Raw genomic sequence first — 25,500 nt, 5'->3', positions numbered from 1 at the left:
ACCTGTCGATTCTAGTTCGCCCGCGGCCGCGGCGAGCGGTGCGGCCCGCGTCAGGCCAGCTGTACGGTCCAGATGATGTGCATGCGCCAGACCATGACGGCCACGGCGAGGGCCGCGACGCCCATGATGACGGTGCTCCAGCGGCTGCGTTCGATGAGCGCCCACGCGGCTCCCGCGACTGGCACGAGGGCGGCCGAGACGAGATAGGTCCAGAACTCGAGCAGGCTCCCCGACGGGGGGTTGCCGGCGAACGGCGAGATGATCGCCACCACGATCTGCACGATGAGCAGCAGTTCGATGAGCGCGAGGGATCCGACCGTGACGTCTCCGGGGCGGCGTCCGACGAGCCCCGCCGTGATCGCGACGAAGCCCGCGAGGACGGCGATCCCCACCTGCACGAGCGTGAACCACAGGATCATCGGGCGGCCTCCTCGGGCATGTTCATGGCGCTCTTGAGCTGCGTCCCCCGCTTCTCGACGATGCCGACGAGGCGACCGTCGGGGTCGATCGCGGCGGCGAGGGCGCCCGTCAGGCGTCCTCCCCCGTCGATGCGTTTGCCGTGACGCAGATCGCGCGCTTCGTCCGCCCCCACCGCGAGGGCGCCCACGACGACGGCGGCCGCGGTGGCCGGCTCGACGAGGGCGTCTTCGGCGATATCGTCGACGGATGCCGCGCCGGAGACGTCGAAGGCACCGATGCGGGTGCGCCGAAGGGCCGTCAGATGCCCGCCCACGCCCAGCGAGCGACCCAGGTCGCGGGCCAGGGCTCGGATGTACGTACCGCTCGTGCAGTCGACGACGACGTCGAGTTCGATCGTCGTGTCGCCCCGACGGGTCTCGCGCACATGGAAGCGCGAGACGGTGACGCGCCGAGCCTTCAGCTCGACCTCTTCGCCCGCGCGGGCGAGGTCGTAGGCGCGGCGCCCGTCGACCTTGATGGCCGACACCGTGCTCGGCACCTGGTCGATCTCGCCCGTCAGCTCGGCGATACCCTCGAGGATCTGCGCCTCGGTCACGGCGGACGCGTCCGCACGGGCGGTCTCGGTCCCGTCGGCGTCGTCGCTGTCGGTCTCGACCCCCAGGAGGATCGTCGCCTCGTACGTCTTGTCGGCGCCGACGATGTACGTGAGCAACCGTGTCGCCCCCTCGACGCCGAGGACGAGAAGTCCGGTTGCCATCGGGTCGAGCGTGCCGGCATGGCCGATCTTGCGGGTGCCGAGCGCCCGGCGGGCCCGCGACACCACGTCATGGCTGGTGATGCCCCCGGGTTTGTCGACCAGGAGGATGCCGGGGCGGACCATCAGCAGAAGTCTCCGAACACCTGGACGGGGTGCGAGGGGTCGGAGTTCTCGACGATGACCGAGGCGACGACGCGCGGCCGCGCGGTGTGTACGTACTGCTTCTGCGCGTCGGGCAGCTCGGGGCGCGGCTGTCCGACGGGCGGGTTGGACTCGAGCCACACCGACCAGTTCCACAGTCCTCGCCGCGCCGGGGTCTGGAGGAACACGCCGTCGACCACGAGCACTGCGTCGCCCTCGCCCGCGCGGAAGGGCGCCACGACGCCGTCGCGCACGTCGGCTGCCTCGTCCGAGACGCTCGCCCGGTGCACGGCCGTGCCATCCTCGGCCACCGCGGACGCGAAGCCCTCCGCGAAAGCGCGCGCCGCCTCGGCATCCAGCCCCTCGATGGCCACCACGACGCGGCCCGCGCGGTTGTTCTGCCGCATGAGGTCGCGCAAGCTGCGCTGAAGGGTCTCGACGGGGTTCTCGCTGGACATGCCTCCAGCCTACGGTCGACCACCGACACTCGACCGCGCTCTCCGCCCCGCAACGGCTGCGCCGCGCCGCCCCGAACCACGCGGAAACGCGACGCGCGCACAGAAACACGCTCTGCTCGCGTTTACGGGCGCGGAGGGCGTTTATGCGTGCCGAAGGACCGGGTTCTGCGACCGTAGGCTGGAGGGATGCCAGATCTCGCCACCCCGCTCATCGCGTGGTACCGCGACGCGGCGCGCGACCTCCCCTGGCGCCGCCCGGGGTTCGGCGCGTGGGGCACGCTGGTCAGCGAGTTCATGCTGCAGCAGACCCCGGTCACGCGAGTCATCCCGCATCTCGAAGCGTGGCTGGAGCGCTGGCCGACCCCGGCGGACCTGGCCGCCTCTCCCCCGTCCGAGGCGGTGACGCAGTGGGCCAACCTCGGCTACCCGCGGCGCGCGCTGTGGCTGCATCGGGCGGCGGTCGAGATCCGCGACCGGCACGACGGGGTCGTCCCCCGCGATGTCGAGGCGCTCCTCGCCCTCACCGGGATCGGCGATTACACCGCCCGCGCGGTAGCGGTCTTCGCCTACGGCGACCGCCACCCGGTCGTCGACACGAACACGAGGCGCGTCCTCGCCCGCGCGGTCGAGGGCGTGGCGCAGCCCGGTCCTCCGCACCGCCGGGATCTCGAGCGGATGGATGCCGAGCTCCCCCACGACATGATCGATGCGGCGATCGTGAACGCCGCCGCCATGGAGCTCGGCGCGATCGTCTGCACGGCCCGCTCGCCGAAGTGCGACCTCTGCCCGCTCGCCGCGCAGTGCGCCTGGCGGGCCGCAGGCTACCCCGCCTCCGAAGACCGCCGCCGTCGGCAGGCGAAGTACGAGGGGAGCGACCGCCAGGCGCGCGGAGCCGTGCTGAAGGTGCTGCGCGATGCGGCCCCCTCCTCGGTGCCGCTGTTCGCGGTGCTCCCCGACTGGCCCGACACCGCACAGCGCGACCGTGCCATCGACTCGCTCATCGCCGACGGCCTCGCCGAAGCGGTCGACGACGTCCTGCGTCTGCCCGGTCACTCGGCATCCTGAATCCGCCCCGGGGCACTCCGCCCCGGTGCACTCCGTGCCGGACGCGACGCTCCGGCGACACCGTCGTCGCGGCGCGGATCGAGCCCTTCGCCACCGCCGGACGGTGCGGTCCTCAACAGACAGCCTCCCCGGAACGACGAAGGCCGGACACGACCCCTCGGGGTGGTGTCCGGCCGTGTGCTTCGAAGCTCAGGCGCGAGGCGCGTCTTCGACGTCGACGTCGTCTTCGCTGTCGTCGTCGTCCTCTTCGTCTTCGCGCGGCTTGACGTACGGATCGGCGTCTCCCGCGTAGGCGGCCGAGGCGGCGAGACCCGCGACCGACTCGTCACGCTCGCGCGCTTCGCGCAGCAGCGCCGAGATATGGTCGGCGTTCTCGGGGATTCCATCGAGGATGAACTCCAGTGACGGGGTGAGCCGCGTGTTGAGGTTCTTGCCGACCTCGCTGCGGAGCATGCCGGTCGCCGACTTCAGCGCGGCGGCGGTGTCGGCGCGATGCGCCTCGTCGCCCATGACGGTGTAGAACACCGACGCGTGCTGGAGATCACCCGTGACCCGCACGTCGGTGATGGTGACGAACCCAAGCCGCGGGTCGCGCAGCCCCTTCTCGAGACGCTCGGCGAGCACCACGCGGATCCGGTCCGCCACTCGCGCCTGTCGTTCCCCTGCCACGTCAATTCCTATCTCTCACTAAGCCAGACGTCACACGCCAGATGCCGAAGCATAGGCGAAGGACGGAGGTTTCGTGGGTCTGCGGGAGCATCGGGGTAGGGGCCCCGCTCTGCCCCCGCAGACCCACGAAACCGGAGGCCGTAGCCGGTAGCTACGACCTCCGGTGTGTGATCAGCCTCGCGGCTTCTCGACCATTTCGGTGGTCTCGATCTCGTCACCGATCTGGATGTCGTTGAACTTGCCCAGACCGATACCGGCCTCGAAGTCCGTACGCACCTCGGTGACGTCGTCCTTGAAGCGACGCAGCGACTCGATCGCCAGGCCGTCCGCCAGCACGACACCATCGCGGATGACGCGAGCCTTGGCGTTGCGCGTGATCGTTCCCGATCGCACGATGACACCGGCGATGTTGCCGAACTTCGAGGAGCGGAACACCTCGCGGATCTCGGCGACACCCGACTGCACCTCTTCGAACTCCGGCTTGAGCAGGCCCTTGAGCGACTGCTCGACGTCGTCGATCGCGTTGTAGATGACCGAGTAGAACCGCACGTCGACACCCTCGCGGGCGGCACGCTCGCGGGCCTTCGTGTCGGGACGGACGTTGAAGCCGATCACGATCGCGTTGTCGATCGTGGCCAGGTTGATGTCCGACTCGGTGATCGCACCCACACCGCGGTGGATGATGCGCAGCTGGACGCTGTCGTCGACCTCGATCTTGAGCAGCGATTCCTCGAGCGCCTCGACGGCACCCGACACGTCACCCTTGATGATGAGGTTGAGCGACTCGACCTTGCCCTCTTCGAGAGCACGGGTGAAGTCCTCGAGCGAGATGCGCTTGCGGGCCTTGGCCAGCTGGGCGTTGCGCTCGGCGGCTTCACGCTTCTCGGCGATCTGACGCGCGGTGCGGTCTTCCTCGGTGACGATGAACACGTCGCCGGCGCGGGGCACGGAGTTCAGACCCTGCACCGAGACGGGACGCGACGGGTAGGCCTCTTCGACCGCTTCGCCGTTCTCGTCCATCATCGCGCGGACACGGCCGTAAGCCGTTCCCGCGACGATCGCGTCGCCGACGCGGAGGGTTCCGGACTGGATGAGCACCGTGGCGACCGAACCGCGACCCTTGTCGAGCTTCGCTTCGATCGCGACACCGCGGGCCGCCTTGTTCGGGTTGGCCGTCAGGTCGAGACCGGCGTCGGCGGTGAGCAGGACCGCATCCAGGAGGGCCTGGATGTTGAGGTTCTGTCGAGCCGACACGTCGACGAACATGACGTCTCCGCCGTACTCCTCGGCGACAAGGCCGTACTCGGTGAGCTGCTGGCGGACCTTGGCCGGGTTGGCGTCGGGCTTGTCGACCTTGTTGACCGCGACCACGATCGGCACGTTCGCCGCCTGGGCGTGGTTCAACGCCTCGACCGTCTGGGGCATGATGCCGTCGTCGGCCGCGACCACGAGGATCGCGATGTCGGTCACCTGCGCTCCTCGAGCACGCATGGCGGTAAACGCCTCGTGACCCGGGGTGTCGATGAAGGTGATCGCGCGCTCGATGCCCTCGTGCTCGGTCCAGATCTGGTACGCACCGATGTGCTGCGTGATGCCGCCGGCCTCGCCCGCGACCACGTTGGTCTGGCGGATGGCGTCGAGGAGTCTCGTCTTACCGTGGTCGACGTGACCCATGACGGTGACCACGGGAGGACGGATCTCGAGATCGTCCTCGCTCTCGGCCTCGAGCTCGGCATCGAGGTCGAGACCGAAGCCCTCGAGGAGCTCCTTGTCTTCGTCCTCGGGCGAGACCATCTGGATCTTGTAGCCGAGCTCGGCACCGAGCACCTCGAAGGTGGCCTCGTCGAGCGACTCGGTCGCGGTGGCCATCTCGCCCAGGTTGAACAGGATGGTCACGAGCGTGCCGGGCTGGACGGTGTAGCCGCGCAGGGCCTCGAGCTTGTCCGCGAAGTCGGCGATGGATGCGCCGCGGCGCAGGCGGATGATCTCGCCGTTGCCCTTCGAGACGTTGACGCCGCCGACGACCGGCGCCGACCGCATCTCGAATTCCTGCCGCTTCGCCCGACGCGACTTACGCTGCTTGGACTTGCCGCCACCCTTACCGAAGGCACCCGCGGTACCACCGCCGGGACCACGGCCACGGCCGCCACCACCACCGGGACGACCGGCGAAACCACCGGCCGGAGCGCCGCCACCGGGGCGCTGGAAACCGCCACCGGCGCCGCCGGGACGACCGGGACCGCCGGGACGCTGCTGGAACGGAGCGCCGGGACGACCGCCGCCACCGGGACGACCGGCACCGCCGGGGCGCGGGGCACCGGGACGCGGGGCGCCGGGACGCGGAGCCTGGGGACGCGGGATGTTGCCGGGGGTCGGGCGCTGGCCCATGCCCTGCGCCGAAGCGAAGGGGTTGTTACCCGGACGGGGGCCCGCGGGACGCTGGCCCATGCCCTGCGAGGAGGCGAAGGGGTTGTTGCCCGGACGCGCTCCACCCGGACGCGGGGGCGCGCTCGGGCCGGGCTTGGGGGCACCGGCGCCGGGGGCGGCGGCACCGGGGGTCGGCGCACCGGACGTCGACGCCGAAGCGGCGGGCTTGGCTGCCGGGGCCTCGGCCGCTGCGGGAGCGGCCTTCTCGGGGGCAGCGGTCTCGGGGACCGGGCTCGCCGCGGGAGCGGCGGGGGCCGCGGGCTTGGCGGGGCCGGGGGTCGGGCCCGAGGGACGGGCACCGGGGGTCGCCGCAGGACGCGCGGGGCCCGGACGGGCGCCGGGGCGCGCCGCGGGCGCGGCGGGCGATCCACCGGCGGCCGGCGCCGAAGAGCCCTCGGCCGCGAGGGCGGCGCGGAGCTTACGGGCCACCGGGGGCTCGATGGTGGATGAGGGGCTCTTGACGAATTCGCCGAGCTCCTTCAGCTTCGCAAGCGCGACCTTGCTGTCGACGCCGAGCTCGGAAGCGATCTCGTGCACGCGTGGTTTTGCCACAATTCTCCTGTCTGAGGGCCTACCCCGGACAGGGCAGACCGCTAGTTGCGGACGGGTCTCATTTCGAGCCGTTCACTTCGTGTCCATAGCCGTTCAGCCTTTTCGCTGGAGGTGTGATTCGAAGGTCTGCGTGTCAAGCGGGCCTGACACACGCAATGCTCGTACGAAGGCGCGACGCGTAAGAGCTTTTCTCACGCATGCGTCCGTCTCGTGCACCCACGCTCCCCGACCCGGAAGGACCGCTCGTTCGTCTGCGACGAGGACCGATCCGTCGGTGACCACTCGCAGAAGCGAGGATCGGGGGGCGCGTGCGCGGCATCCGACGCACGTTCGTACGGGTTCCACTCTACACCTCGTGATCGTGGGGACGATCGGACCCTCAGTTGTCTTCGAGGATGCTGTCGGGCTGGATGTCGATCTTGGCGCCGGTGAGCTTCGCGGCCAGGCGGGCGTTCTGGCCCTCCTTGCCGATCGCCAGCGACAGCTGGTAGTCCGGCACGAGGGCGCGCACGGCCTTGGTCGTGGCATCCAGGACGAAGGACGAGGTGACCTTGGCCGGCGACAGCGCGTTCGCGACGAAGCGCGGAAGCTCGGCGTCGTAGTCGATGATGTCGATCTTCTCGCCCGAGAGCTCCTCGGTCACGGCGCGCACGCGACGGCCGAGTTCGCCGATGCAGGCACCCTTGGCGTTGACCGTCGGGTCGGTCGCCTGCACGGCGATCTTCGAACGGTGGCCGGCTTCGCGAGCGAGCGAGACGATCTCGACCAGGCCCGCGGCGATCTCGGGGACCTCGAGGGCGAAGAGCTTTCGGACCAGGCCCGGGTGCGTGCGCGAGACGGTGATCTGCGGACCCTTGTTGCCCTTGGAGACGCTCGTGACGTAGACGCGCAGTCGCGAGCCGTGCGCGTAGGTCTCGCCGGGCACCTGCTCTTCGGGCGGGAGGATGGCCTCGACGGTGCCGAGGTCGACGTGCACCATGCGCGGGTTGGGACCCTGCTGGACGACACCGGCGACGATGTCGCCCTCTTTGCCCTTGAACTCCCCCAGCACGGCGTCGTCGGCGATGTCGCGCAGACGCTGGCTGATGACCTGCTTGGCAGCGAAGGCCGCGATGCGACCGAAGTCGTCGGGAGCCTGCTCCTCTTCGCCGATGACGGCCCCCTCGTCGTCGGTCACGGGCGTGAAGATGCCCACGTGACCGGTCTTGCGATCGAGGGAGGCACGAGCGCCCGTCGGGATCTCGCCGCTGGGCGAGATGTGCTTGGCGTAGGCGGTCAGGATCGCCTGCTCGATGATGCGCGCGAGTTCATCGAAGGGGATCTCCTTCTCGCGTTCGATCGTCTTCAGAAGTGCGAGATCGATGTCCACAAGGGCCCTCCGTTATTCAGCTCTCGTCGACGCGACCGGCGCCGACAACCCCCCTACGATACCCGGGATGCCGCGAGCATTGCGACCGTCGCAGGATCACGGCCGTCGTCGCACAGCCGTTTCCCGGCCGGGCGGACGTTCGAGCACGTGCAGAACTCTGGAACACGGCGACCGGACCACGCGAAGACGCGGCCTGCCGGCACGCCGACCGACCAGGGCGAAGCGTGCTGCTGGGTAGGCTCGACGGGACCCGACCGCTGCGGCGGGTCCGGGCCGAGGAGGGCATGTGGCACGACCGACTCTTAGCGATGTCGCGGCTCGAGCCGGGGTTTCGGTGACGACCGTCTCGCGGGTCCTCAACGATCGCGGCTACCTCAGCGACCGGGTGCGTGGCGATGTGCGCCGCGCGATCGAGGAGCTCGGCTACCGGCCCAACGAAGTCGCCCGCTCGCTGCTCGGCCGGGGCACGCACGTCGTCGGGCTGATCGTGCCCACGGTGGCCGATCCGTTCTTCGGTGAGTTCGCCGCCGCCGTCGAGGCAGGGCTCGCCGATCGCGGCTACCGCACCCTGCTGTGCGACAGCCTGCGTAGCGTCGAGCGCGAGACGGCGTCGCTGGAATTACTCCTCGCCCACCAGGTGGCCGGCGTCATCACCTCCACCCACAACGACGGCGTGGACCTCTATCGCACGGCGGGGCTGCCGATCGTGGCTCTGGACCGGAGCCTCGGACAGGGGATCCCCGACGTCCGCAGCGACAACGTGGCCGGCGCCGCCCTGGCCACGGAGACGCTCGTGGATGCCGGCTACCGCCGCATCCTCTTCGTGAGCCCGCGTGACGACGTCCGCTCCGCTCGACGGTCGGGCCATCGCGAGGTCATGGCCGCACGGGGACTCCCCGAGTCGGTGCTGGCCTACGGGTTCAGCTCGAGCCTGGACGAACGGCGCGCCCTCATCGAGGAGACCCTCGACGGGGGCGAGTACGACGCGGCGTTCTGCACCGACGACGTCAGTGCCCTGATGGCGGTGGAATGGGCGCGATCCCGCGCAATCCCCGTCCCGACGGAATTCGGGGTCATCGGGTACGACGGCTCCGCGACCGTGCGACACCTCGCCCCGACCTTGACCACCGTGCTCCAGCCGATCGAGCAGTTGGCAGCCGAGTGCGTGCGACTCCTGCTTCGGCGCATCGACGAGCCCGCGGCCGATCTCCCGGCGGAGACGGTGCTTCCTGTGTCGCTGCGCCGCGGATCGACGGTGCGCGGGTACGACGCCCCTGCGGACCGACCGGCCCGGTGAGTCTGCCGCGCGGGTGAGGCGGCGACTCCCGCCGTCCGATCCCGCGAGCGCCCGCGGGGGTTCGCCGTCCCCGCGGGCTCGCACTTCTCGGCTCAGGCCGTGGGGGCCTCCACCGCGCCGCGGAGCACCTGGAACACGGGGGTGCCGGCCTCGACGTCGGCCGAGGTGATGACCGCGTCGACCTCGAAGTCGTCGGAGTTGGTGACGACGATCGGAGTCGTGACGTCGTACCCGGCCGCGCGGACGGCGGACCAATCGACGCGGGCGAGCGGGGTGCCGACCTCGACGCGCTCCCCTGCGGCGACGAGGGCAGTGAAGTGGGCGCCCTTCAGGTTGACGGTGTCGATGCCGATGTGGACGAGGACCTCGACGCCGTCGTCGGTCGTGATGCCGTAGGCGTGACCCGTCGGGAAGACCGCGGTGAGCACTCCGGCCACCGGGGCGGTGACATCACCGTCGCTGGGCAGCACCGCGGCGCCGCCGCCGAGCACGCCGCCGGAGAACATCGGGTCGGGGACCTCGGAGAGCGGGATCAGGCGGCCGCGGACGGGCGAGACGATGTCCAGACGGACAGCGTCGGCATCGGATGCCGCGGCGGCGGCCACGGTGTCGGTGGCGACCTCCGCGACGTCGGACGTCGAGGTGTCGGCATCCGTCGGCTCATCCAGCGGGGCGACGCCCTCCGTCGGGTCCAGCGGCTTACCGCGGGCGATGCGCCAGCGACCGTAGACGAGGGTGGCGACGAAGGCCAGAACGAAGCTGATGAGCGCGCACAGCGCGAACTGCGGGATCGAGGACGGCTGGATGGACACGAATCCGATGACGCCGGCCGCACCGAGGGAGATGGCCTTCACGCCGAGGGCGCTGATGAAACCGCCGGCGACGGCTGCGGCTCCCATTCCGATGAAGAAGGGGAACTGCAGGCGCAGGTTCACGCCGAAGATCGCCGGCTCCGTGATGCCGAGCAGGGCGGAGGTGCTCGACGCGCCCGCCATCGCGCGCAGCTTGGACCCGCGCCGGACCAGGAAGAACACCGCGAGGCACGCCGCTCCCTGCGCGATGTTCGCCATCGCCGCGATCGCGAACATGAACGACCCGCCCTGGGCGATCAGGCTCAGTTCGACCGCGGGGAAGCTCTGGTGAAGGCCCGTGACGACGATGGGCGAGTAGACGAGGCCGAAGAGCGCACCGCCGAGGAAGCCGAAGCTCTCGTACACCCACGACAGCCCGAACGTGATGGCATCGCTCACCCACCGCATGGCCGGGCCGACCGCGACGAAGGTCGCGACCCCGACCACGAGGAGCGAGATCATGGGGGTGAAGAGGAAGTCGAAGGTTCCCTTCAGCACGCGTCGGAGCAGCTTCTCGCACACCGACAGCAGATACACCACGGCGAGGACCGGGATGACGGTGCCCTGGTAGCCGGCCTGGGCGACGTCCATGCCGAGGATGTTCCAGTAGGTCATCGTGCCGTCGGCCATGGCCTCCGACACGGCGTACCCGTTGACCAGCGAGGGCATGACCATCGCGGCACCGAGCGCCGCGGACAGGAAGGGGTTGGCCCCGAAACGCTGACCGGCCGAGAAGGCGACGAGCACCGGGAGGAAGGCGAACGCCGCGGAGGCGAGCAGGTTGATGAGGGCGGCGGGGTCCGCCAGCCACGGGAGGGTCGTCGTGACCGCCTCGGGTCCGAACAGGCCAGGCGCAGTGAGCACGTTGTTGAGCGCCATCAGCAGACCGCCGGCGATCAAGGCGGGAAGCACGGGCACGAAGATGTCGGAGAGCATCTTGATGAAGCGCACCACGACGTTGCCGCTCTGGCCGGCGACCTGCTTGACCTCGTCTTTGGTGGCGGCGCGCACCCCCGAGAGCGCCACCAGTTCGTCATAGACCTTGTCGACGTCACCGGGTCCGATGATGATCTGGAACTGCCCTCCCGCCTCGAACGTCCCCTTCACATTCGGGTCGGCGTCGAGCGCGGACTGGTCGATGCGCGTCTTGTCGACGGTGACGATGCGCAACCGCGTCGCGCAGTGCGCGGCTGCCTGGATGTTCTCGGACCCGCCGAGAGCGGTGAGAACGGAGCGGGCGACAACATCGTGCTGCATCGGGAGTCCTGGAAGTCGGAGACAGGGTGAGAGGCCGAGTGACAATGCTGTCAAACGTTTGACACAGTATGCCGCGCGAATGCACCACAGCAAAAACCGCTTTCCCACCCGAGCAGACGTCGGCGGATGACGGGGGTCAGGGGCTGTAGGGCGACGACTCTCCCGATAGAACCGCCACCTCACCGCCGCGCGCGCTCAACGACACCGAGACGGGTCCCTCGGCGAAGAACGTCCGGGCGGTGAAGGCCGTCGTGCCGTCGACGATGATCTCGACGATCGAGCGGTCCACGAGCAGCTCGATGACTCGCTCGTGGGCCCCGGGTGCGGGCAGCGCGACCTCACGACGTGCACCGCCGACGCGGTAACGGGTGGCCGAGCGATCGACCGTGAGCGAGGTCGCATCCAGATCGACGGTCACCGGGGATGCCTCGGGACCGATGAGGATCCGCGCCGATGCACCGGTGTCGACGCGCAGACGCAGGCTCGTCCAGCTCGCGGATGCGTCGCCCGGAGCGAGAAGACCCACGCTCTCGCCGTCGCTCAGCGTCGCCGCGGGCACCGCGGTCGTCGCACCGAAGTCGGCGCGGGCCGGGGCGAGACGCTGGTGCAGCACACCGCCGCGCAGGGTCAGGCTGCGGGGTGCCGAGAGCGTGTGCACCCAGCCGTGCGCCCGCGAGGGCTGATCGTCTTGGGCGGGCATGCCCGCCCAGGCCAGCAGGAGTGCGTCGTCGGCATCGCCGCGGGCCGCGAAGACCTGCGGGGCGTAGAACTCGAACCCCGCGTCGAGCAGACGGAACCCTCCCGTGTCGCGCAGACGCGAACCGTCGAGGTGACCGACCACGTACCCGCAGACGTCGGCGACACCGAACGGATTCACGTCCGCGTCCGTCGCCCCCTGCGGACACAGCACGAGCACGTCGTGCTCGACGCCGGTCTCGAGGTCGGTGAGACGGAAGATGTTCGGGCACTCCCACATGTACCCCGCGGATGCCGCATCCAGCCCCTCGACCGTCAGCTCGCCGTCGAAGCGCCACGGGCCTTCGGCATCCGGCGCAGAGTAGAGCAACACCGCTCCGCTCTCATCGTCGCGCTGCGCGCCGAGGCACATCCGCAGACGGCCCCCCTCGGTGCCGTAGACCATCGGGTCGCGGAAGTGCGCCGTGTAGCCCGCCGGGCGGTCCGCATCTGGGAGGAAAGGACCGGCGGGGTCCTTTTCGAAAGCGACGAAGTCGTCGGTGTGGACCCGCACCTGGTGAGCCTCACGCGTGCCGTCCGGGTTCTTCACGTTCCCCGTGTACAGGAGGTCCGCTCCGGCCCCCGCCGGAACCGCGGAACCCGAATAGCATCCGTCGCGGTCGTACGCGGCGTCCGGTTCGAAGGCCATGCCGTGGTGGGTCCATCGAAGGAGATCGCGGGAGGTCGCGTGGCCCCACCCGATGCCGCGTTCCGGAAAGGCCGGACCCCACTGGTAGAACGCGTGCGCCACGCCGTCGACCACGATGAGACCGTTCGGATCGTTGATCCGCCCGTACGGGGACGCCAGATGGAAGAGGGGGGCGTCGGGATCGGACAGGGTACGCGCGTGGCGCTCGATATCCATAGCGCCAGCCTATTCGGCTCGCGTGAGCGGTCATGTCGGCCTCCCCCGCCCACCCCGGGCGAAGGCCGCATCGTGACGGGTCAGTACCGCTCGAGCGGGTTGGCCGCGAGCTTTCGCACCACTCCCCCGTCGACGAGCCGCCGGGCGGCGGTGTCGGGCTTGCGCGCGGCCTGGTCGGTGACGCACGCGCCGAACTCCGCTGCGAGAGAGCTACGGGGATACACCGCGAGCACCTCACGGACGAACTCTGCGGGCAGCGCGTCGGGACGAGCGCCGGAGATGTCGAGCGCGGTCGCCGTCTCGAGCAGGTAGCCCTCGGCATCCAGATCGGGGTCGACGCTCGGCCAGTTGTGGCGCACGATGACGTCGAGGACGCGTTCGCGTCGTTCGCGGTCCCACCCCGCGCCGGCGGTCAGAGCGACGCCGACGTGGCCGCCCGCGTGCTCGTACGACAGGGTGTGGTTGTCGAACTCGGTCACCGTGCCGATGTCGTGCAGGACGGCTGCGACGTAGAGCAGCTCGTGGTCGATGCCCGCGACCCCGTCGACCAGCGCGAAAGCCTCTGCCCACAGCCACGAGCGCAGGGCGTGCGCGGTGATCGCCGGTGACTGGTACTCCCGCGCCAGGGCGAGGGCACCGCGCGCGGCGAAGCCATCGGGCACGGGGAAGTCTGCGAGCTGCACGGGGCCTCCGGGGTTTGGATCCCTCCACCCTCGCAAGATCCCGCTCCGCGCGGCAGTGCCGCCACGGTCACCCGCCGACGTCTTCCTGCCAGAGCGCTCCGGATGCCGCGGCCTCGAGGTCGCGGCATCCGGAAGCGATCACTGCACCGGGGTGGCGTGCCAGATGCGATCGAGGTAGTCGCGCATCGCGCGGTCGGACGAGAAATAGCCGCTGCGCGCGACGTTGAGGATGGCCGAGCGCACCCAGCCGTCCTGGTCTGCGTAGGCGGCGTCGACGCGGTCCTGGGCGTCGAGGTACGCCGAGAAGTCGGCGAGCGCCATGAACCGGTCTTCGTACAGCAGGTTCGACACGAGCGGTTCGAAGACCGTGCGGTCGCCGCCCGAGAACGCGCCCGAGGCGATCAGGTCGATCGCGCTGCGCAGGCGCTCGTCCTTCTGGTAGAAGTCGGCGGGGCGGTAACCCTCGGCCCACAGGGCCTCGACCTCGGGCTCGCTCATTCCGAACAGGAAGAAGTTGTCGTCGCCGACGAGCCCCCGGATCTCGACGTTCGCTCCGTCGTCGGTACCGATGGTGAGGGCACCGTTCAGGGCGAGCTTCATGTTGCCCGTTCCCGAGGCCTCCTTGCCGGCGAGAGAGATCTGCTCCGACAGGTCGGCGGCGGGGATGATGCTCTCGGCGAGGGTGACGTTGTAGTTCGCCGGGTAGAGCACCTTGAGCTTGCCCTGCACGCGCTCGTCGGCGCTGACGACCTCACCGACGGCGTTGATGAGGTGGATGATGCGCTTGGCCATGCCGTAGCCGGGGGCGGCCTTCGCTCCGAACAGGAACGTCCGCGCCTGTACGTCGGCGACGTCGAGGCGGCCCGACACGATGCCCTCGTAGGTGCTGACGATGTGCAGCACCTTCAGCGTCTGACGCTTGTACTCGTGCAGACGCTTGATCATGACGTCGAGCATGTGACCGTCGTCGAGGGCGGCCTCCCCGCGGGCTTCGAGCACGCGGCTGAGGCGACGCTTGTTCGACGCCTTCACCGCGGCGAACCGCTCGCGGAAGTCCGCGTCGTCGGCCAGGGCCTCGAGTCCCCGGAGTCGCTCGAGGTCGACCGTCCAGCCAGCGCCGAGGGCCTCGGTGATGAGCGCCGAGAGGTCGGGGTTCGCCAGGCGCAGGAAGCGACGGGGCGTGACGCCGTTGGTGACGTTCGTGAACTTGTCGGGCCACATGGCGGCGAAGTCTTTCAGCACGTTGTCGCGCAGCAGCTGCGAGTGCAGTTCGGCGACGCCGTTGACCTTCGAGCCGGCCACCGTGGCCAGGTAGGCCATGCGCACCGAGCGGTAGGGGTGCTCGCCGATGATCGACATGCTGCGGATGAGCATCTCGTCGTCGCCGAAGCGCTCTCGCACCTCGAGCAGGAACTCGTCGTTGATGCGGTAGATGATCTCGAGGTGGCGGGGCAGCAGGCGACCGAGCAGGTCAACCGACCAGACCTCGAGTGCTTCGGGCAGCAGGGTGTGGCACGTGTACGCGAAGCACTTCTGAGTGATGGCCCACGCGGCATCCCACTCGAGATGCTTCTCGTCGACGAGGACGCGCATCAGCTCGGGCACCCCGATGACCGGGTGCGTGTCGTTGAGCTGGAAGATCACGCGCTCGGGCAGACGCTCCAGGTCGAAGTCCTCGGGCAGGACGTTCTCGATGAAGTCGGCGATGGATGCCGCGACGAAGAAGTACTGCTGCTGCAGGCGGAGTTCCTTGCCCTGGGGCGTGGAGTCCTCGGGGTAGAGCACCTTCGAGATGTTCTCGGCGAAGGTCTGCGCGCGCACCGACTCGACGTAGTCGCCGGAGTTGAAGGTGTGCAGGTCGAACGCGTTCGTCGCCACCGCGCGCCACAGGCGCAGGGTGTTCACGCGACCGTTGTGGTAGCCCGGGACCATCATGTTGTACGGCACCGCGAGGACGTTCCACTCGGGTACCCAGCGGGTGCGCTCGACACCCTCGTCGTCGTAGGTTTCGGTGGTGCCGGCGAACGAGATGGTCTGCGCGGCCTCGGGGTGGGCGAAATCCCAGGGCGACCCCATGCGCAGCCAGGCGTCGGGCTGCTCGATCTGCTGACCATCGGCGAAGGTCTGACGGAAGATGCCGTACTCGTAGCGGATGCCGTAGCCGATGGTGGGCACGCTCATGGTGGCGAGCGAGTCGATGAAGCAGGCGGCGAGGCGCCCGAGGCCGCCGTTGCCGAGCCCTGGTTCGATCTCGACCTGGCGGAGGTCGTCGATGTCGATGCCGCACTGCGCGAGGGCCTCGGTGGCGATGTCGGTCAGACGCGCCGCGAGGAGGTTGTTGTCGAGCTGCCGGCCCAGCAGGTACTCGGCCGAGAGGTAGCAGACGGTCTTCGCCTGCTGCGTCTTCTGCTGTGCCCGATCGTCGAACCATCGCGCCATGAGGTAGTCGCGCACCGTGTAGGCGAGGGCGAGGTACTGGTCGTTCACGTCGGAGGTCGACAGGGTCACGCCCTGGTCGAAATTCAGGTTCTGGAGGAACTGTTTCGCGAAGCCGTCGACGGACGCCGCGGGGGCGACGACGGGCGCGATGGCGAGCGGGTGGGTGGGGCGCAGCTCTGGGGTGTTCTCGGGCACCTTCCGACCGTAATCAGAACCGCCCCCTCCCGCCAATGGGGCAACGGCACCGACACACGATCTTCACCCGTTCGCCGCACACTTATCGACCCGAGAAGCCGCACGAGTTGAACGGATGCCGGACCCCGGGCGCGCACCCGGATTGTCGCTCGCCCAGGAATCGGCATACGGTTCCGTGGTGCCCTCCTCCGCCCGCAGCGCCGCCCGCGAGGCCGAGGCCAACCCGGCATTCCGTGTCATCGCCCGCGCCGGGTACGCGGCCAACGGCATCCTGCATCTCCTGATCGGCGGGCTGGTGATCGCGGTCGGTTTCGGAGCGCGAGAGGACAGCGATCAGACCGGCGCGTTTCGCGCCCTCGCCGCCGTACCCCTGGGTGCGGCCACGCTGTGGGCCCTCGCGATCGGCCTCGTCACCCTGGGTGCATGGCACCTCCTGCAGGCTTTCGCACCTCGACGCCTCACGGTGTGGCGCCGCATCGGGCGGATCGCGACCGAGGCGCCGCAGGGCCTGATCTTCGTCGCCGTCGGCCTGGTGTCGGCATCCGTCGCCCTCGGTGCCCGTCCGCACGCCGAACAGGCGGCCGAGAGTCTCAGCGAGGCCGTGCTGACGTGGCCCGTCGGCGGGTTCGTGCTCGGGGCCGTGGGCCTCGCGGTCGCCAGTGTCGGCATCGGGTTCGTCTGGATGGGACTGCGTCGGTCGTTCCACTCGAAGGTGCGCACGCCCGACGGCCCCGCCGGCTTCGCGCTCAGCGCGCTCGGAGTCGTCGGCTTCGCGGCAAAGGGCGTGGCGCTCATCGTCGTGGGCGTCCTCGTGGTCGTCGCCGCCATCACCGTCGAGCCCGACACCGCGGGCGGTCTGGACGGGGCGACCTCGGCCGTCGTCGCTCTTCCGGCCGGCCCCGTTCTGGCGTCGCTCGTCGGCCTCGGGTTCCTCGCCTACGGAGCGTTCACGGTGTTCCGTGCCCGGTACGCCCGCCTCGACGCCTGACCCGACGACTCAGTCGAGATCGGGATTGCGACCGGTCCGCTCCCCCGTGTCGAGGGTCGCGATGGCCTCGTGGTCGTCGGCGTCGAGCACGAAGTCGAAGACGTCGCCGTTCTCGCGGATGCGGTCGAGCGACACCGACTTGGGGAACACGACGAGGCCGCGATCGAGGTGCCAGCGCACGACCACCTGGGCCGGAGTCTTGCCGTAGCGCTCGGCGATGCGCGCGAGCTCGGGCTCGTCGAGCAGGCCGCCGCGTGCAAGCGGTGCCCACGATTCGGTGACGATCTCGTGCGCGGCGTGCCAGTCGACGAGCTCGTCCTGCGGGAAGCGCGGGTGCAGCTCGACCTGGTTCACGGCGGGGAGGACGCCCGTCTCCTCGCGCAGACGCTCGAGGTGCGGCACGGAGAAGTTGCTGACGCCGATCGAGGTGGCGCGCCCCTCCTCCTGCAGGCGCTGCAGAGCCCGCCACGTGTCGACGTAGCGATCGGCGCTGGGAATGGGCCAGTGGATGAGGTACAGGTCGACACGGTCGACGCCGAGCTTGGCCGCACTGGTGTCGAAGGCGCGGAGCGTCTCGTCGAAACCCTGGTCGTCGTTCCAGACCTTGGTGGTGACGAAGACGTCGTCGCGATTCAGGCCCGAGGCGCGCAGTCCCTCGCCCACCTCGGCCTCGTTGCCGTAGAGCGCCGCGGTGTCGATGTGGCGGTAGCCCATGGCGAGGGCGCCTTCGACGAGACCGGCGGTCGCGTCGGCGGGCACCTTATAGGTTCCGACACCCAGCTGGGGAATGGTGGAACCGTCGGACAGGGACAGACGGGGAGCCGAGATCATGGCATCCACGCTACCGATCCCGGCGTCGCGTACGGTCGGCGTGCCCTCCGAAAACCGGGGAGGCGCCGGGGAGGAGGGGTCAGCGCGTCAGCGCGGCCACGGCGTCGTCGACCGACACCGTCTCACGCTCGCCCGTGCGGCGGTCCCAGAGCTCGACCTGGCCCTCGGCCGCGCCGCGACCGACGATGAGGATGCGCGGGATGCCGACGAGCTCGGCGTCGCCGAACTTCACGCCGGGCGACACCTTGGGGCGGTCGTCGTACAGCACGTCGAGGCCCGCGGCCTCGAGCTGGTCGGAGACGGATGCCGCGAGCTCGAACGCCACCGCGTCGCGGCCGGTGGCCACCACGTGCACGTCGAACGGGGCGACCGACGACGGCCAGATGAGGCCCTTGGCGTCGTTGTTGAGCTCGGCGATGATCGCGAGGATGCGGGTCACCCCGATGCCGTACGAGCCCATGGTGACGGTGGCGAGCTTGCCGTTCTCATCCAGCACCTTCAGGCCCAGGGCCTCGGCATACTTGCGACCCAGCTGGAAGACGTGGCCGATCTCCATGCCGCGAGCGAGCTCCACGGGGCCGGAGCCGTCGGGGGCGGGGTCGCCCTCTCGCACGGTCGAGACCTCGACGAAGCCGTCGCCGACGAAATCGCGGCCGGCGACGAGCGAGTGCACGTGCTTCTGGTCGATGTTGGCGCCGGTGATCCACGCCGTGCCGTCGACGACGCGGGGGTCGAGGTAGTAGCGGATCTTCGTCGCCGACTCCTCACCCAGCACCGCGCCGGTGGGCGACCAGGGGCCGATGTAGCCCTTCACCAGCAGCGGGTTCTTCGCGAAGTCCGCCTCGGTGGCCGCCTCGACCTCGGCCGGAGCGAAGGCGACCTCGACGCGCTTGTCGTCGACGTCGCGGTCCCCCGGGAGGCCGACGACGACGAGCTCGCGCGTGCCGTCGAGGTGCGTGAGGGCGAGCACGACGTTCTTCAGCGTGTGCGCCGCGGTCCACTGGTTCGCCTCTGCCGTGGCGGGACCGGCGATCCCGGGAGCCGGGGCGTCGAGGTGCGCGTTCGAGTGGTCGACGAGGGTCGCGATCGTCGGGGTGTCCGGCGAGTCGAAGACGACCGGCTCGGGCTGACCCTCGATGGGGAGGGCATCGGGGACGACGGTGGTGAACGCCTCGACGTTGGCCGCGTAACCGCCGGCCGAGCGCACGAAGGTGTCCTCGCCGATCGGCGTCGGGTGGAGGAACTCCTCCGACTTCGAGCCGCCCATCGCCCCCGCATCGGCCGCCACGATAACGTACTCGAGCCCCAGGCGGGTGAAGATGCGCTCGTACGCGTCGCGCTGAGCCTGGTACGAGGCGTCGAGCCCGGCATCCGTCGCGTCGAATGAGTACGCGTCCTTCATCGTGAACTCGCGACCGCGCAGGAGACCGGCACGGGGACGAGCCTCGTCGCGGTACTTGTCCTGGATCTGGTAGATCGTCAGGGGCAGGTCCTTGTACGACGAGTACAGATCCTTCACCAGCAGGGTGAACATCTCCTCGTGCGTCGGCGCGAGCAGATAATCGGCACCCTTGCGGTCCTGCAGGCGGAACAGCGCGTCGCCGTACTCCTCCCAGCGGCCGGTGACCTCGTAGGGCTCACGCGGCAGCAGCGCCGGGAAGTGCACCTCGAAGGCACCCGCGTTCGCCATCTCCTCGCGGACGATCGCCTCGATCTTGGCCTTGACCCTCAGGCCGAGCGGCAGCCACGCGAAGACGCCCGGGGCGTTGCGACGGATGTAGCCGGCGCGCACGAGCAGGCGGTGGCTCGTGACCTCGGCATCCGAGGGATCTTCGCGAAGCGTGCGGAGGAAATAGTTCGACAGACGGGTGACCACGAGAGTCGAGTCTAGGGCGCGGTGGTGGGAGGGGCGGATGCCGGGGTGCCCTCGCCATCGCCATTGCGGTCGCGGCGAGGCGGAGGCCACCCTCGGATCGATCAGCTGCGCCTCGGTCACGTCGTCTCGAGCGAGCCGATGGCGCGCAGATCCGGGCCCGGGAGTCAGATCGACCGGCGCCCTACGTGCAGCACCGCGCGTACGACGAGACCCGCGACCAAGGCCCAGAACGCGGCGCTCACACCGAACACCGCGATCCCGGACGCCGCGACGAGGAACGTGACCACCGCGGGCACTCGCTCACCGGGGTCGTCGATCGCCTGCTGGATCGCCGACCCGAAGGCGCCGAACAGCGCCACGCCCGCGACCGCCGGGATGACGCCCGCCGGGGCCAGCAGCACGATCGCGGCGAACGCCGCGGACAGGGCGCCGAGGACGAGATAGGTGCCCCCGGCCGACACCCCCGCGACCCACCGCTTCTTCGGGTCGGGGTGCGCATCGGGTCCCGCGGCGATCGCCGCGCTGATCGCGCCGAGGTTCATCGCGTGCCCGCCGAACCCGGCCGCGGCGGCCGAGCCGAGCCCGGTGACGAGCATCGCGGGGCGCCACGGGATCGTGTAGCCGAGGCTGCGCATGACGGCGACCCCGGGCACGTTCTGCGACGCCATCGTCACCACGAACAGCGGCACCGCGATGCCCACGACCGCACCGACCGTGAGAGAGGGGGCCGTGAACTCCAGGCGCGGCAGCAGGGTCGCGGCATCCGCGTCCACTCCCGTACGGGCCAGCTCCACCCCGACCACCGCGATCGCGGCGACGAAGGCGAGCGGTACGGACCAGCGGGGAAGGAATCGGGATGCCACGAGCCACACCAACAGCACGGGAGCCACACCCCACGGGTCGTTCACGAGGCCGGCGAACGGCGCCACGCACAGCGGCAGCAGGACACCGGCGAGCATCGCCTGCGCGATCGAGGCCGGGATCCGCGCGATGAGCGCGCCGAGCGGGGGGAACAGCGCCGTGCAGAGGATCAGCGCGGCGGAGACGAGGAAGCCGCCGATCACCGCCGGCCACCCGCCGTCGATGGCGCCGGTGGACGCCAACAGGGCGGCGCCGGGGGTCGACCAGGCGACGGTGATCGGTATGCGGTAACGCCCCGCGAGCACGATGCAGCCGATGCCGATGACGAGCGTGATCGCGAGCAGGCCGCTGGCCGCCTGGGCGGGAGTCGCCCCCACGGCACGCAGGCCCGTGAGCACGACGGCGAAGGTGCTGGTGAATCCGACGAGGGCGGTGACGACCCCGGCGACGAGCGGTCGGGCGAGCGAGGGCGGCGAGGTGTCGACCATAGGCCCCCGAGGCTACCGGATGCGCAGAGGCCCGCCGCGACCGGGTGCCCCCGGGGCCTACGGCGCTCCCGGGGCGGTCACCCCGCGGGCGCGGTGGGCGTCAGCGCAGCACGACGAGCGTGCCGAGAGGAAGTGCGGCGAGCGCCGCGACCGTGTCGGCACCGATCCGCACGCAGCCGTGCGAGATCGCCCCGTCGCGCTCGTCCGCGTAGTGGATGCCGATGAGTCCCCCGTCGTGACCGCCGAAGGGCTCGTCGGCGGCGGCCGAGTGCAGCGAGGTCAGGTGGATCGGCTGGTCGCCGGTCCCTTGCGACGGGTCGACGTAGCGCGCCTCGAGGTACCCGACCACGCCGGTCGGCGTGGGCGTGCCGTCGGCACCGACGGCGGCGGGGAACGTCGCCTGCACGGTGCCGTCGAGGGCGACGATCGACACGGACCGCTGCGCCACCGACACCTCGACGCGAGACGTCGGGCCGGTCGTCTTCGCCAACGACGCCAGCGGGGCCCAGGCCGCGGTCTGCGCCGCCGCGGGCTGACCCGCCGGCGCAGCCGACGGGAGCGTGCGGCGGGCGGGCGTCAGCACGAGCGCCCACGACCCCTCGATGCGGACCACGACCACGGGAGTGGCCTCTCCTAAGAAGTCGCGCGCGGCCAGACGCGCGATGGGACCGCCGCTGCCGCCCGCGCGTCCCGTGCCGTCGGCATCGCCGAAGAGGGGCAGGTCGGATGCCGTCGAGTACACGTCGGCGTGCGCGGGCACGGCCGTGTCGGCGACGAGGAGCCCGCCGATCACCGCGTCGTAGCGCGCCTCCGGCAACGCCGACAGTGCGCCGGCGTCGACCGCGGGCACCGGGCGAGGCGACGCGGCGGTCGCGGGCGTCGGGGAGGACGAGGGCGTGGGATCGGCTGCCGGGGCCGAGGGGGCGGCGGGAGCCAGCGCCCACGCGGCGATCACCGCGACGACGGCCGCAGCCGCCGTCGCGGTGATCGTGACGAGCGCCAGGCGCCGACGAGCGGGGCTCGTCGTCATCCGCTCACCAGGGGCAGGCGCACGCCGGTGACCGCGACCGCGAGCGGTCCCGCAACGACGGCGCCCGTGGCATCCAGGAGCGTGATCGTGTGCGCACCGGCCGGGGTCGAGGCGGGGATCGTGACGGTCGTGGCGAAGGCGCCGTTCGCATCGGCGGCGATGGTCGCGATCGTCACCGGGTCGCTGTGCAGCTGCACCGTGAGCGGCTGACCGGCGGCGAAACCCGAGCCCGCGATCTGCAGCTGGCCACCGGCGGCGACGGTCGTGCCGTTCGGAGCGGTCAGCGCGCGCGTCGTGCTCGTCGAGCCGCTCGGGGCGGGGAGCACCTGGGCCGCGCCGCCGACGCCGAGCACCGTGACGGTGGCGTCGGCGTTGACCTGCACCTTGGCCGACATCGCCGCGGCGAGGTTGAGACGCTGCCACGAGCCGTTGCCGCCGGACGTCTGATCGAGCGGGTAGCCCGAGTCGATCTGGGTCTGCGCGAGGATCGACGTGCGCTGCGCGTCGGTCAGCTGCGGGAACGCGGTCAGCAGCAGGTTCGACGCGCCCGCCGGCACGGCCGCCGGCTGACCAGCGGTGCCCGTGCGAGCGAAGCCGTAGGTGAGGCGTTCGGTGTACACCGACACGGCCGAGGCGCGGTCGGTGACCTTCTGCGCCGTTCCGCCGGGCATGGCCTTCCCGCCGTAGGGGTCGTTCTGGTAGGGCGTCTCGGCGGCGATGCACGCGGCGAGGGTGCTTCCGCACTGCTGCTGCAGGTACGTCATCAGCTCTTGACGGGCGGGCTGCAGCACGCCGGTGCGGTAGGCGTCGTCCGACCAGCGGGCGGCGAGAGCGGCCTCGCCGTCGATGCGGCCGCCGACGATGTCGAGCGGGTAATGCACACCGAGCACGATGCGGTTGTTGCCGTTCTCGGACGCCCGCGCGAGCACCTCGGGCCCCAGTTCGGGCACGAGGGTCGCGAGGGTGATACCGGCCTGATAGGCGGTGGTCGTGTGACCGGACGGGAACGAGCCACCCTTGCAGATGCCCGGCCGACCGTACGCGGCGTCGAGGGGCACATCGTTGGGCGAGAACTGGTGCGTGGTGTCGGTGACCGGTGCGACACGGCTGATGAGCAGGTTGCCGTTCGCGTCGGCCCATGCCGTTCCCTGGCGCATGGCCTTCAGCGACGAGGCGTTGTTCACGCTGGGCGCGCAGGAGGCGTTGTCGCCCGAGACGGCCGTCGCGTTCGGATCGGTCATGACGAAGGGGCGCGCGTAGCTGAACGTGTTCTTCGCCGTGCTCGTCGACACGTAGGCGCCCGACGATCCGTTCGAGCTGTGGATGAGGGCCTGCGTCAGCGGCAGGGCGCCCGAGTTGAGACCGTTGACGTAGATCGCGCCGAGCGACGAGCCGAGACCTCCCGAGACGGTGAAGGACTGGTCGTAGGCGGTCTTGGCGTTGTTGTTGTACTCGGAGTCCTGCAGAGCGCGGAACTGCTGCGCGGCGGTGGCATTGTTGTTGATCCACACCGTCAGCCGGTCGTTGTAGGCCAGCACCGTCGGGTTCACCACCGTGCCGCTGAAGTCGCCCTGACCGCTGGGCGTCCAGAAGTCGCGGTAGCCGCTGAGCAGCGCGACGAGATCGGGCTTGGCGCTGTCGCTGGGGTAGCTCGCCGCGTTCGCCGAGAGCGGCGCCGCGGTGCCGGCGACGACGAGCGCGCCGGCGATGGCGATGCGCCACGCCGTGCGGAGCCTGTGGGTGCGTGATTCCATGCGTGATGCGCCGCGGGGTGCGCGGCGTCTCCTCTCCGACCGTCCGATGGGATCGGCCGCGACGCGTCGCCGCGACCGGATCAGACGGTAGGCCCGCTCCGTGAGCATCGGTGGTTCGCCCGCCGCCGAGATGTCGAACGGCCGGTGTCACCCACGTGAACGAATGCTGTGGGGAGGCGATGAGAGCCCGGTGGGCCAGCGACGACGCGCGAGGCTCAGGCCGTGATGACCTGCGCGGTGCCGGTGGCGGCGTCGGGGCCCATCTCGGCGGCGAGGCGGTTGGCCTCGGCGATGAGCGTCGCGACGATCTCGCTCTCGGGAACGGTCTTGACGACCTCGCCCTTGACGAAGATCTGGCCCTTGCCGTTGCCGGATGCCACACCCAGGTCGGCGTCGCGCGCTTCGCCGGGTCCGTTGACGACGCAGCCCATGACGGCGACGCGCAGCGGCACGGTCATGTCCTTGAGGCCCTCGGTGACGTCGTCGGCGAGGGTGTAGACGTCGACCTGCGCACGGCCGCACGAGGGGCACGAGACGATCTCGAGCTTGCGCTCGCGCAGGTTCAGCGACTGCAGGATCTGATGGCCGACCTTGACCTCTTCGGCGGGGGGCGCCGACAGCGAGACGCGGATGGTGTCGCCGATGCCCTCCGACAGCAGGATGCCGAACGCCGTGGCGCTCTTGATCGTGCCCTGGAACGCGGGGCCGGCCTCCGTGACGCCGAGGTGCAGGGGCCAGTCGCCCCGTTCGGCAAGCAGGCGGTACGCCTTGACCATGACGATCGGGTCATTGTGCTTGACCGAGATCTTGAAGTCGTGGAAGTCGTGCTCCTCGAACAGCGAGGCTTCCCACACGGCGCTCTCGACGAGCGCCTCGGGGGTGGCCTTGCCGTACTTCTCGAGCAGGCGGCGGTCGAGCGAACCCGCGTTGACGCCGATGCGCAGCGAGACGCCCGCATCCTTGGCGGCCTTGGCGATCGCGCCGACCTGGTCGTCGAACTTGCGGATGTTGCCCGGGTTCACGCGCACCGCGCCGCAGCCGGCGTCGATCGCCTGGAACACGTACTTCGGCTGGAAGTGGATGTCGGCGATGACCGGGATCTGGCTCTTCTTCGCGATGATGTGGAGCACGTCGGCGTCGTCTTGCGACGGCACGGCCACGCGCACGATCTCGCAGCCGGACGCCGTCAGCTCGGCGATCTGCTGCAGGGTGGCGTTGATGTTGGTCGTGGGCGTCGTGGTCATCGACTGGACGCTCACCGGGGCGTCGCCGCCCACGAGGACCTTGCCCACGCGGATCTGGCGGGTCTTGCGACGGGGCGCGAGGGTCTCCGGCACGCGGGGCATTCCGAGGTTCACAGCAGGCACGCGATCAGCCTACGCCGCCCGCACCGCACGGTGCCTGAACCGGCGCCGAAAGGCTGCTGTGGTAGGTTCGGCGCCATGCGCGCTCACACATCCTGGTGGCACACCGTTTAGGCGGTGCGCACGCA

General features: G+C 70.3%; 20 protein-coding genes. 3 read left to right on the top strand and 17 right to left on the bottom strand.

The window, feature by feature from the left end; translation table 11 throughout:
* Positions 1–50: 50 nt before the first annotated feature.
* From QE416_RS10375 to QE416_RS10365, 3 genes are read right to left on the bottom strand one after another with little or no spacing between them, the layout of a single operon-like run.
* Positions 51–419: a hypothetical protein gene (locus QE416_RS10375; protein ID WP_307315923.1), complete on the bottom strand. Its 369-nt coding sequence runs from the start codon at positions 417–419 to the stop codon at positions 51–53.
* A complete protein-coding gene (gene truB / locus QE416_RS10370) occupies positions 416–1,300 on the bottom strand; it encodes a tRNA pseudouridine(55) synthase TruB (RefSeq protein WP_307315920.1) in 885 nt (294 codons plus the stop codon). Before truB ends, QE416_RS10375 begins: the two co-directional genes overlap by 4 nt.
* The gene (locus tag QE416_RS10365) at positions 1,300–1,776 is read right to left on the bottom strand and encodes a hypothetical protein (protein ID WP_307315918.1); all 477 of its coding nucleotides are present in this window, start codon (positions 1,774–1,776) and stop codon (positions 1,300–1,302) included. The genes truB and QE416_RS10365 overlap by 1 nt, the downstream gene beginning before the upstream one ends.
* Positions 1,777–1,962: 186 nt before the next feature.
* Between QE416_RS10365 and QE416_RS10360 the strand changes: the two genes are divergently transcribed.
* On the top strand, positions 1,963–2,841 hold the full coding sequence (locus QE416_RS10360; protein WP_307315917.1) for an A/G-specific adenine glycosylase: 879 nt from the start codon (positions 1,963–1,965) through the stop codon (positions 2,839–2,841).
* A gap of 189 nt (positions 2,842–3,030) precedes the next feature.
* Here the strand turns inward: QE416_RS10360 and rbfA are convergent, their stop codons facing one another.
* From rbfA to nusA, 4 genes are all read right to left on the bottom strand, one after another.
* Complete coding sequence (gene rbfA / locus QE416_RS10355) at positions 3,031–3,510, bottom strand: 30S ribosome-binding factor RbfA (protein ID WP_210071928.1); 480 nt, start codon at positions 3,508–3,510, stop codon at positions 3,031–3,033.
* A gap of 171 nt (positions 3,511–3,681) precedes the next feature.
* A complete protein-coding gene (infB, locus tag QE416_RS10350) occupies positions 3,682–6,489 on the bottom strand; it encodes a translation initiation factor IF-2 (protein ID WP_267786573.1) in 2,808 nt (935 codons plus the stop codon).
* A 93-nt stretch (positions 6,490–6,582) separates the two neighbouring features.
* On the bottom strand, positions 6,583–6,834 hold the full coding sequence (locus QE416_RS10345; RefSeq protein ID WP_210071930.1) for a YlxR family protein: 252 nt from the start codon (positions 6,832–6,834) through the stop codon (positions 6,583–6,585).
* A 34-nt stretch (positions 6,835–6,868) separates the two neighbouring features.
* Positions 6,869–7,858, bottom strand: coding sequence for a transcription termination factor NusA (gene nusA, locus QE416_RS10340; RefSeq protein ID WP_267786572.1), 990 nt, complete (start codon positions 7,856–7,858; stop codon positions 6,869–6,871).
* A gap of 286 nt (positions 7,859–8,144) precedes the next feature.
* Between nusA and QE416_RS10335 the strand changes: the two genes are divergently transcribed.
* Positions 8,145–9,155, top strand: coding sequence for a LacI family DNA-binding transcriptional regulator (locus QE416_RS10335; protein ID WP_307315911.1), 1,011 nt, complete (start codon positions 8,145–8,147; stop codon positions 9,153–9,155).
* 92 nt (positions 9,156–9,247) lie between these two features.
* Here QE416_RS10335 and QE416_RS10330 read toward each other — a convergent pair whose 3' ends face one another.
* From QE416_RS10330 to QE416_RS10315, 4 genes are all read right to left on the bottom strand, one after another.
* Positions 9,248–11,263 carry a sucrose-specific PTS transporter subunit IIBC gene (locus QE416_RS10330; protein WP_307315908.1) on the bottom strand — a complete coding sequence of 672 codons (2,016 nt, stop codon included), beginning with the start codon at positions 11,261–11,263 and terminating at the stop codon, positions 9,248–9,250.
* A 136-nt stretch (positions 11,264–11,399) separates the two neighbouring features.
* Positions 11,400–12,863, bottom strand: a complete 1,464-nt coding sequence (locus QE416_RS10325; RefSeq protein ID WP_307315905.1) for a GH32 C-terminal domain-containing protein — start codon at positions 12,861–12,863, stop codon at positions 11,400–11,402.
* Between the two features lie 80 nt (positions 12,864–12,943).
* A complete protein-coding gene (locus tag QE416_RS10320; RefSeq protein WP_307315902.1) occupies positions 12,944–13,546 on the bottom strand; it encodes an HD domain-containing protein in 603 nt (200 codons plus the stop codon).
* A 138-nt stretch (positions 13,547–13,684) separates the two neighbouring features.
* Entirely contained in the window at positions 13,685–16,180 is a 2,496-nt protein-coding gene (locus QE416_RS10315) for a glycogen/starch/alpha-glucan phosphorylase (protein WP_267786567.1), read from the bottom strand.
* A gap of 178 nt (positions 16,181–16,358) precedes the next feature.
* Here QE416_RS10315 and QE416_RS10310 point away from each other — a divergent pair, with 178 nt between their 5' ends.
* The gene (locus QE416_RS10310) at positions 16,359–17,168 is read left to right on the top strand and encodes a DUF1206 domain-containing protein (protein WP_307315899.1); all 810 of its coding nucleotides are present in this window, start codon (positions 16,359–16,361) and stop codon (positions 17,166–17,168) included.
* A gap of 9 nt (positions 17,169–17,177) precedes the next feature.
* On the opposite strand, the gene QE416_RS10305 is transcribed toward QE416_RS10310, so the two are convergent.
* From QE416_RS10305 to ispG, 6 genes are all read right to left on the bottom strand, one after another.
* A complete protein-coding gene (locus QE416_RS10305) occupies positions 17,178–17,999 on the bottom strand; it encodes an aldo/keto reductase (protein ID WP_307315897.1) in 822 nt (273 codons plus the stop codon).
* 79 nt (positions 18,000–18,078) lie between these two features.
* Positions 18,079–19,875, bottom strand: a complete 1,797-nt coding sequence (locus QE416_RS10300; RefSeq protein WP_307315895.1) for a proline--tRNA ligase — start codon at positions 19,873–19,875, stop codon at positions 18,079–18,081.
* Positions 19,876–20,039: 164 nt separating this feature from the next.
* Positions 20,040–21,224, bottom strand: a complete 1,185-nt coding sequence (locus QE416_RS10295; protein WP_307315893.1) for a benzoate/H(+) symporter BenE family transporter — start codon at positions 21,222–21,224, stop codon at positions 20,040–20,042.
* A gap of 100 nt (positions 21,225–21,324) precedes the next feature.
* Entirely contained in the window at positions 21,325–22,254 is a 930-nt protein-coding gene (locus QE416_RS10290) for a L,D-transpeptidase (RefSeq protein WP_307315888.1), read from the bottom strand.
* Entirely contained in the window at positions 22,251–24,008 is a 1,758-nt protein-coding gene (locus tag QE416_RS10285; RefSeq protein WP_307315884.1) for a phosphatase PAP2 family protein, read from the bottom strand. Before QE416_RS10285 ends, QE416_RS10290 begins: the two co-directional genes overlap by 4 nt.
* A gap of 215 nt (positions 24,009–24,223) precedes the next feature.
* Complete coding sequence (gene ispG, locus QE416_RS10280; RefSeq protein ID WP_056228466.1) at positions 24,224–25,354, bottom strand: flavodoxin-dependent (E)-4-hydroxy-3-methylbut-2-enyl-diphosphate synthase; 1,131 nt, start codon at positions 25,352–25,354, stop codon at positions 24,224–24,226.
* Between the last annotated feature and the right edge of the window lie 146 nt (positions 25,355–25,500).

Origin of the sequence: Microbacterium sp. SORGH_AS_0421, assembly GCF_030818635.1 — a bacterium.
Lineage (GTDB): Bacteria > Actinomycetota > Actinomycetes > Actinomycetales > Microbacteriaceae > Microbacterium.
The sequence above is the reverse complement of the archived record's forward strand: the minus strand, read 5'-3'. Positions and strand labels throughout refer to the sequence as shown.

Excerpts from the sequence above, each read along its gene's own strand:
- QE416_RS10290 (WP_307315888.1), bottom strand. The coding sequence starts at position 22,254 with ATGACGACGAGCCCCGCTCGTCGGCGCCTGGCGCTCGTCACGATCACC.
- QE416_RS10365 (WP_307315918.1), bottom strand. The coding sequence starts at position 1,776 with ATGTCCAGCGAGAACCCCGTCGAGACCCTTCAGCGCAGCTTGCGCGAC.
- QE416_RS10325 (WP_307315905.1), bottom strand. The coding sequence starts at position 12,863 with ATGGATATCGAGCGCCACGCGCGTACCCTGTCCGATCCCGACGCCCCC.
- QE416_RS10285 (WP_307315884.1), bottom strand. The coding sequence starts at position 24,008 with ATGGAATCACGCACCCACAGGCTCCGCACGGCGTGGCGCATCGCCATC.
- QE416_RS10295 (WP_307315893.1), bottom strand. The coding sequence starts at position 21,224 with ATGGTCGACACCTCGCCGCCCTCGCTCGCCCGACCGCTCGTCGCCGGG.
- QE416_RS10305 (WP_307315897.1), bottom strand. The coding sequence starts at position 17,999 with ATGATCTCGGCTCCCCGTCTGTCCCTGTCCGACGGTTCCACCATTCCC.
- QE416_RS10375 (WP_307315923.1), bottom strand. The coding sequence starts at position 419 with ATGATCCTGTGGTTCACGCTCGTGCAGGTGGGGATCGCCGTCCTCGCG.
- QE416_RS10330 (WP_307315908.1), bottom strand. The coding sequence starts at position 11,263 with ATGCAGCACGATGTTGTCGCCCGCTCCGTTCTCACCGCTCTCGGCGGG.
- ispG (WP_056228466.1), bottom strand. The coding sequence starts at position 25,354 with ATGCCCCGCGTGCCGGAGACCCTCGCGCCCCGTCGCAAGACCCGCCAG.
- QE416_RS10360 (WP_307315917.1), top strand. The coding sequence starts at position 1,963 with ATGCCAGATCTCGCCACCCCGCTCATCGCGTGGTACCGCGACGCGGCG.
- truB (WP_307315920.1), bottom strand. The coding sequence starts at position 1,300 with ATGGTCCGCCCCGGCATCCTCCTGGTCGACAAACCCGGGGGCATCACC.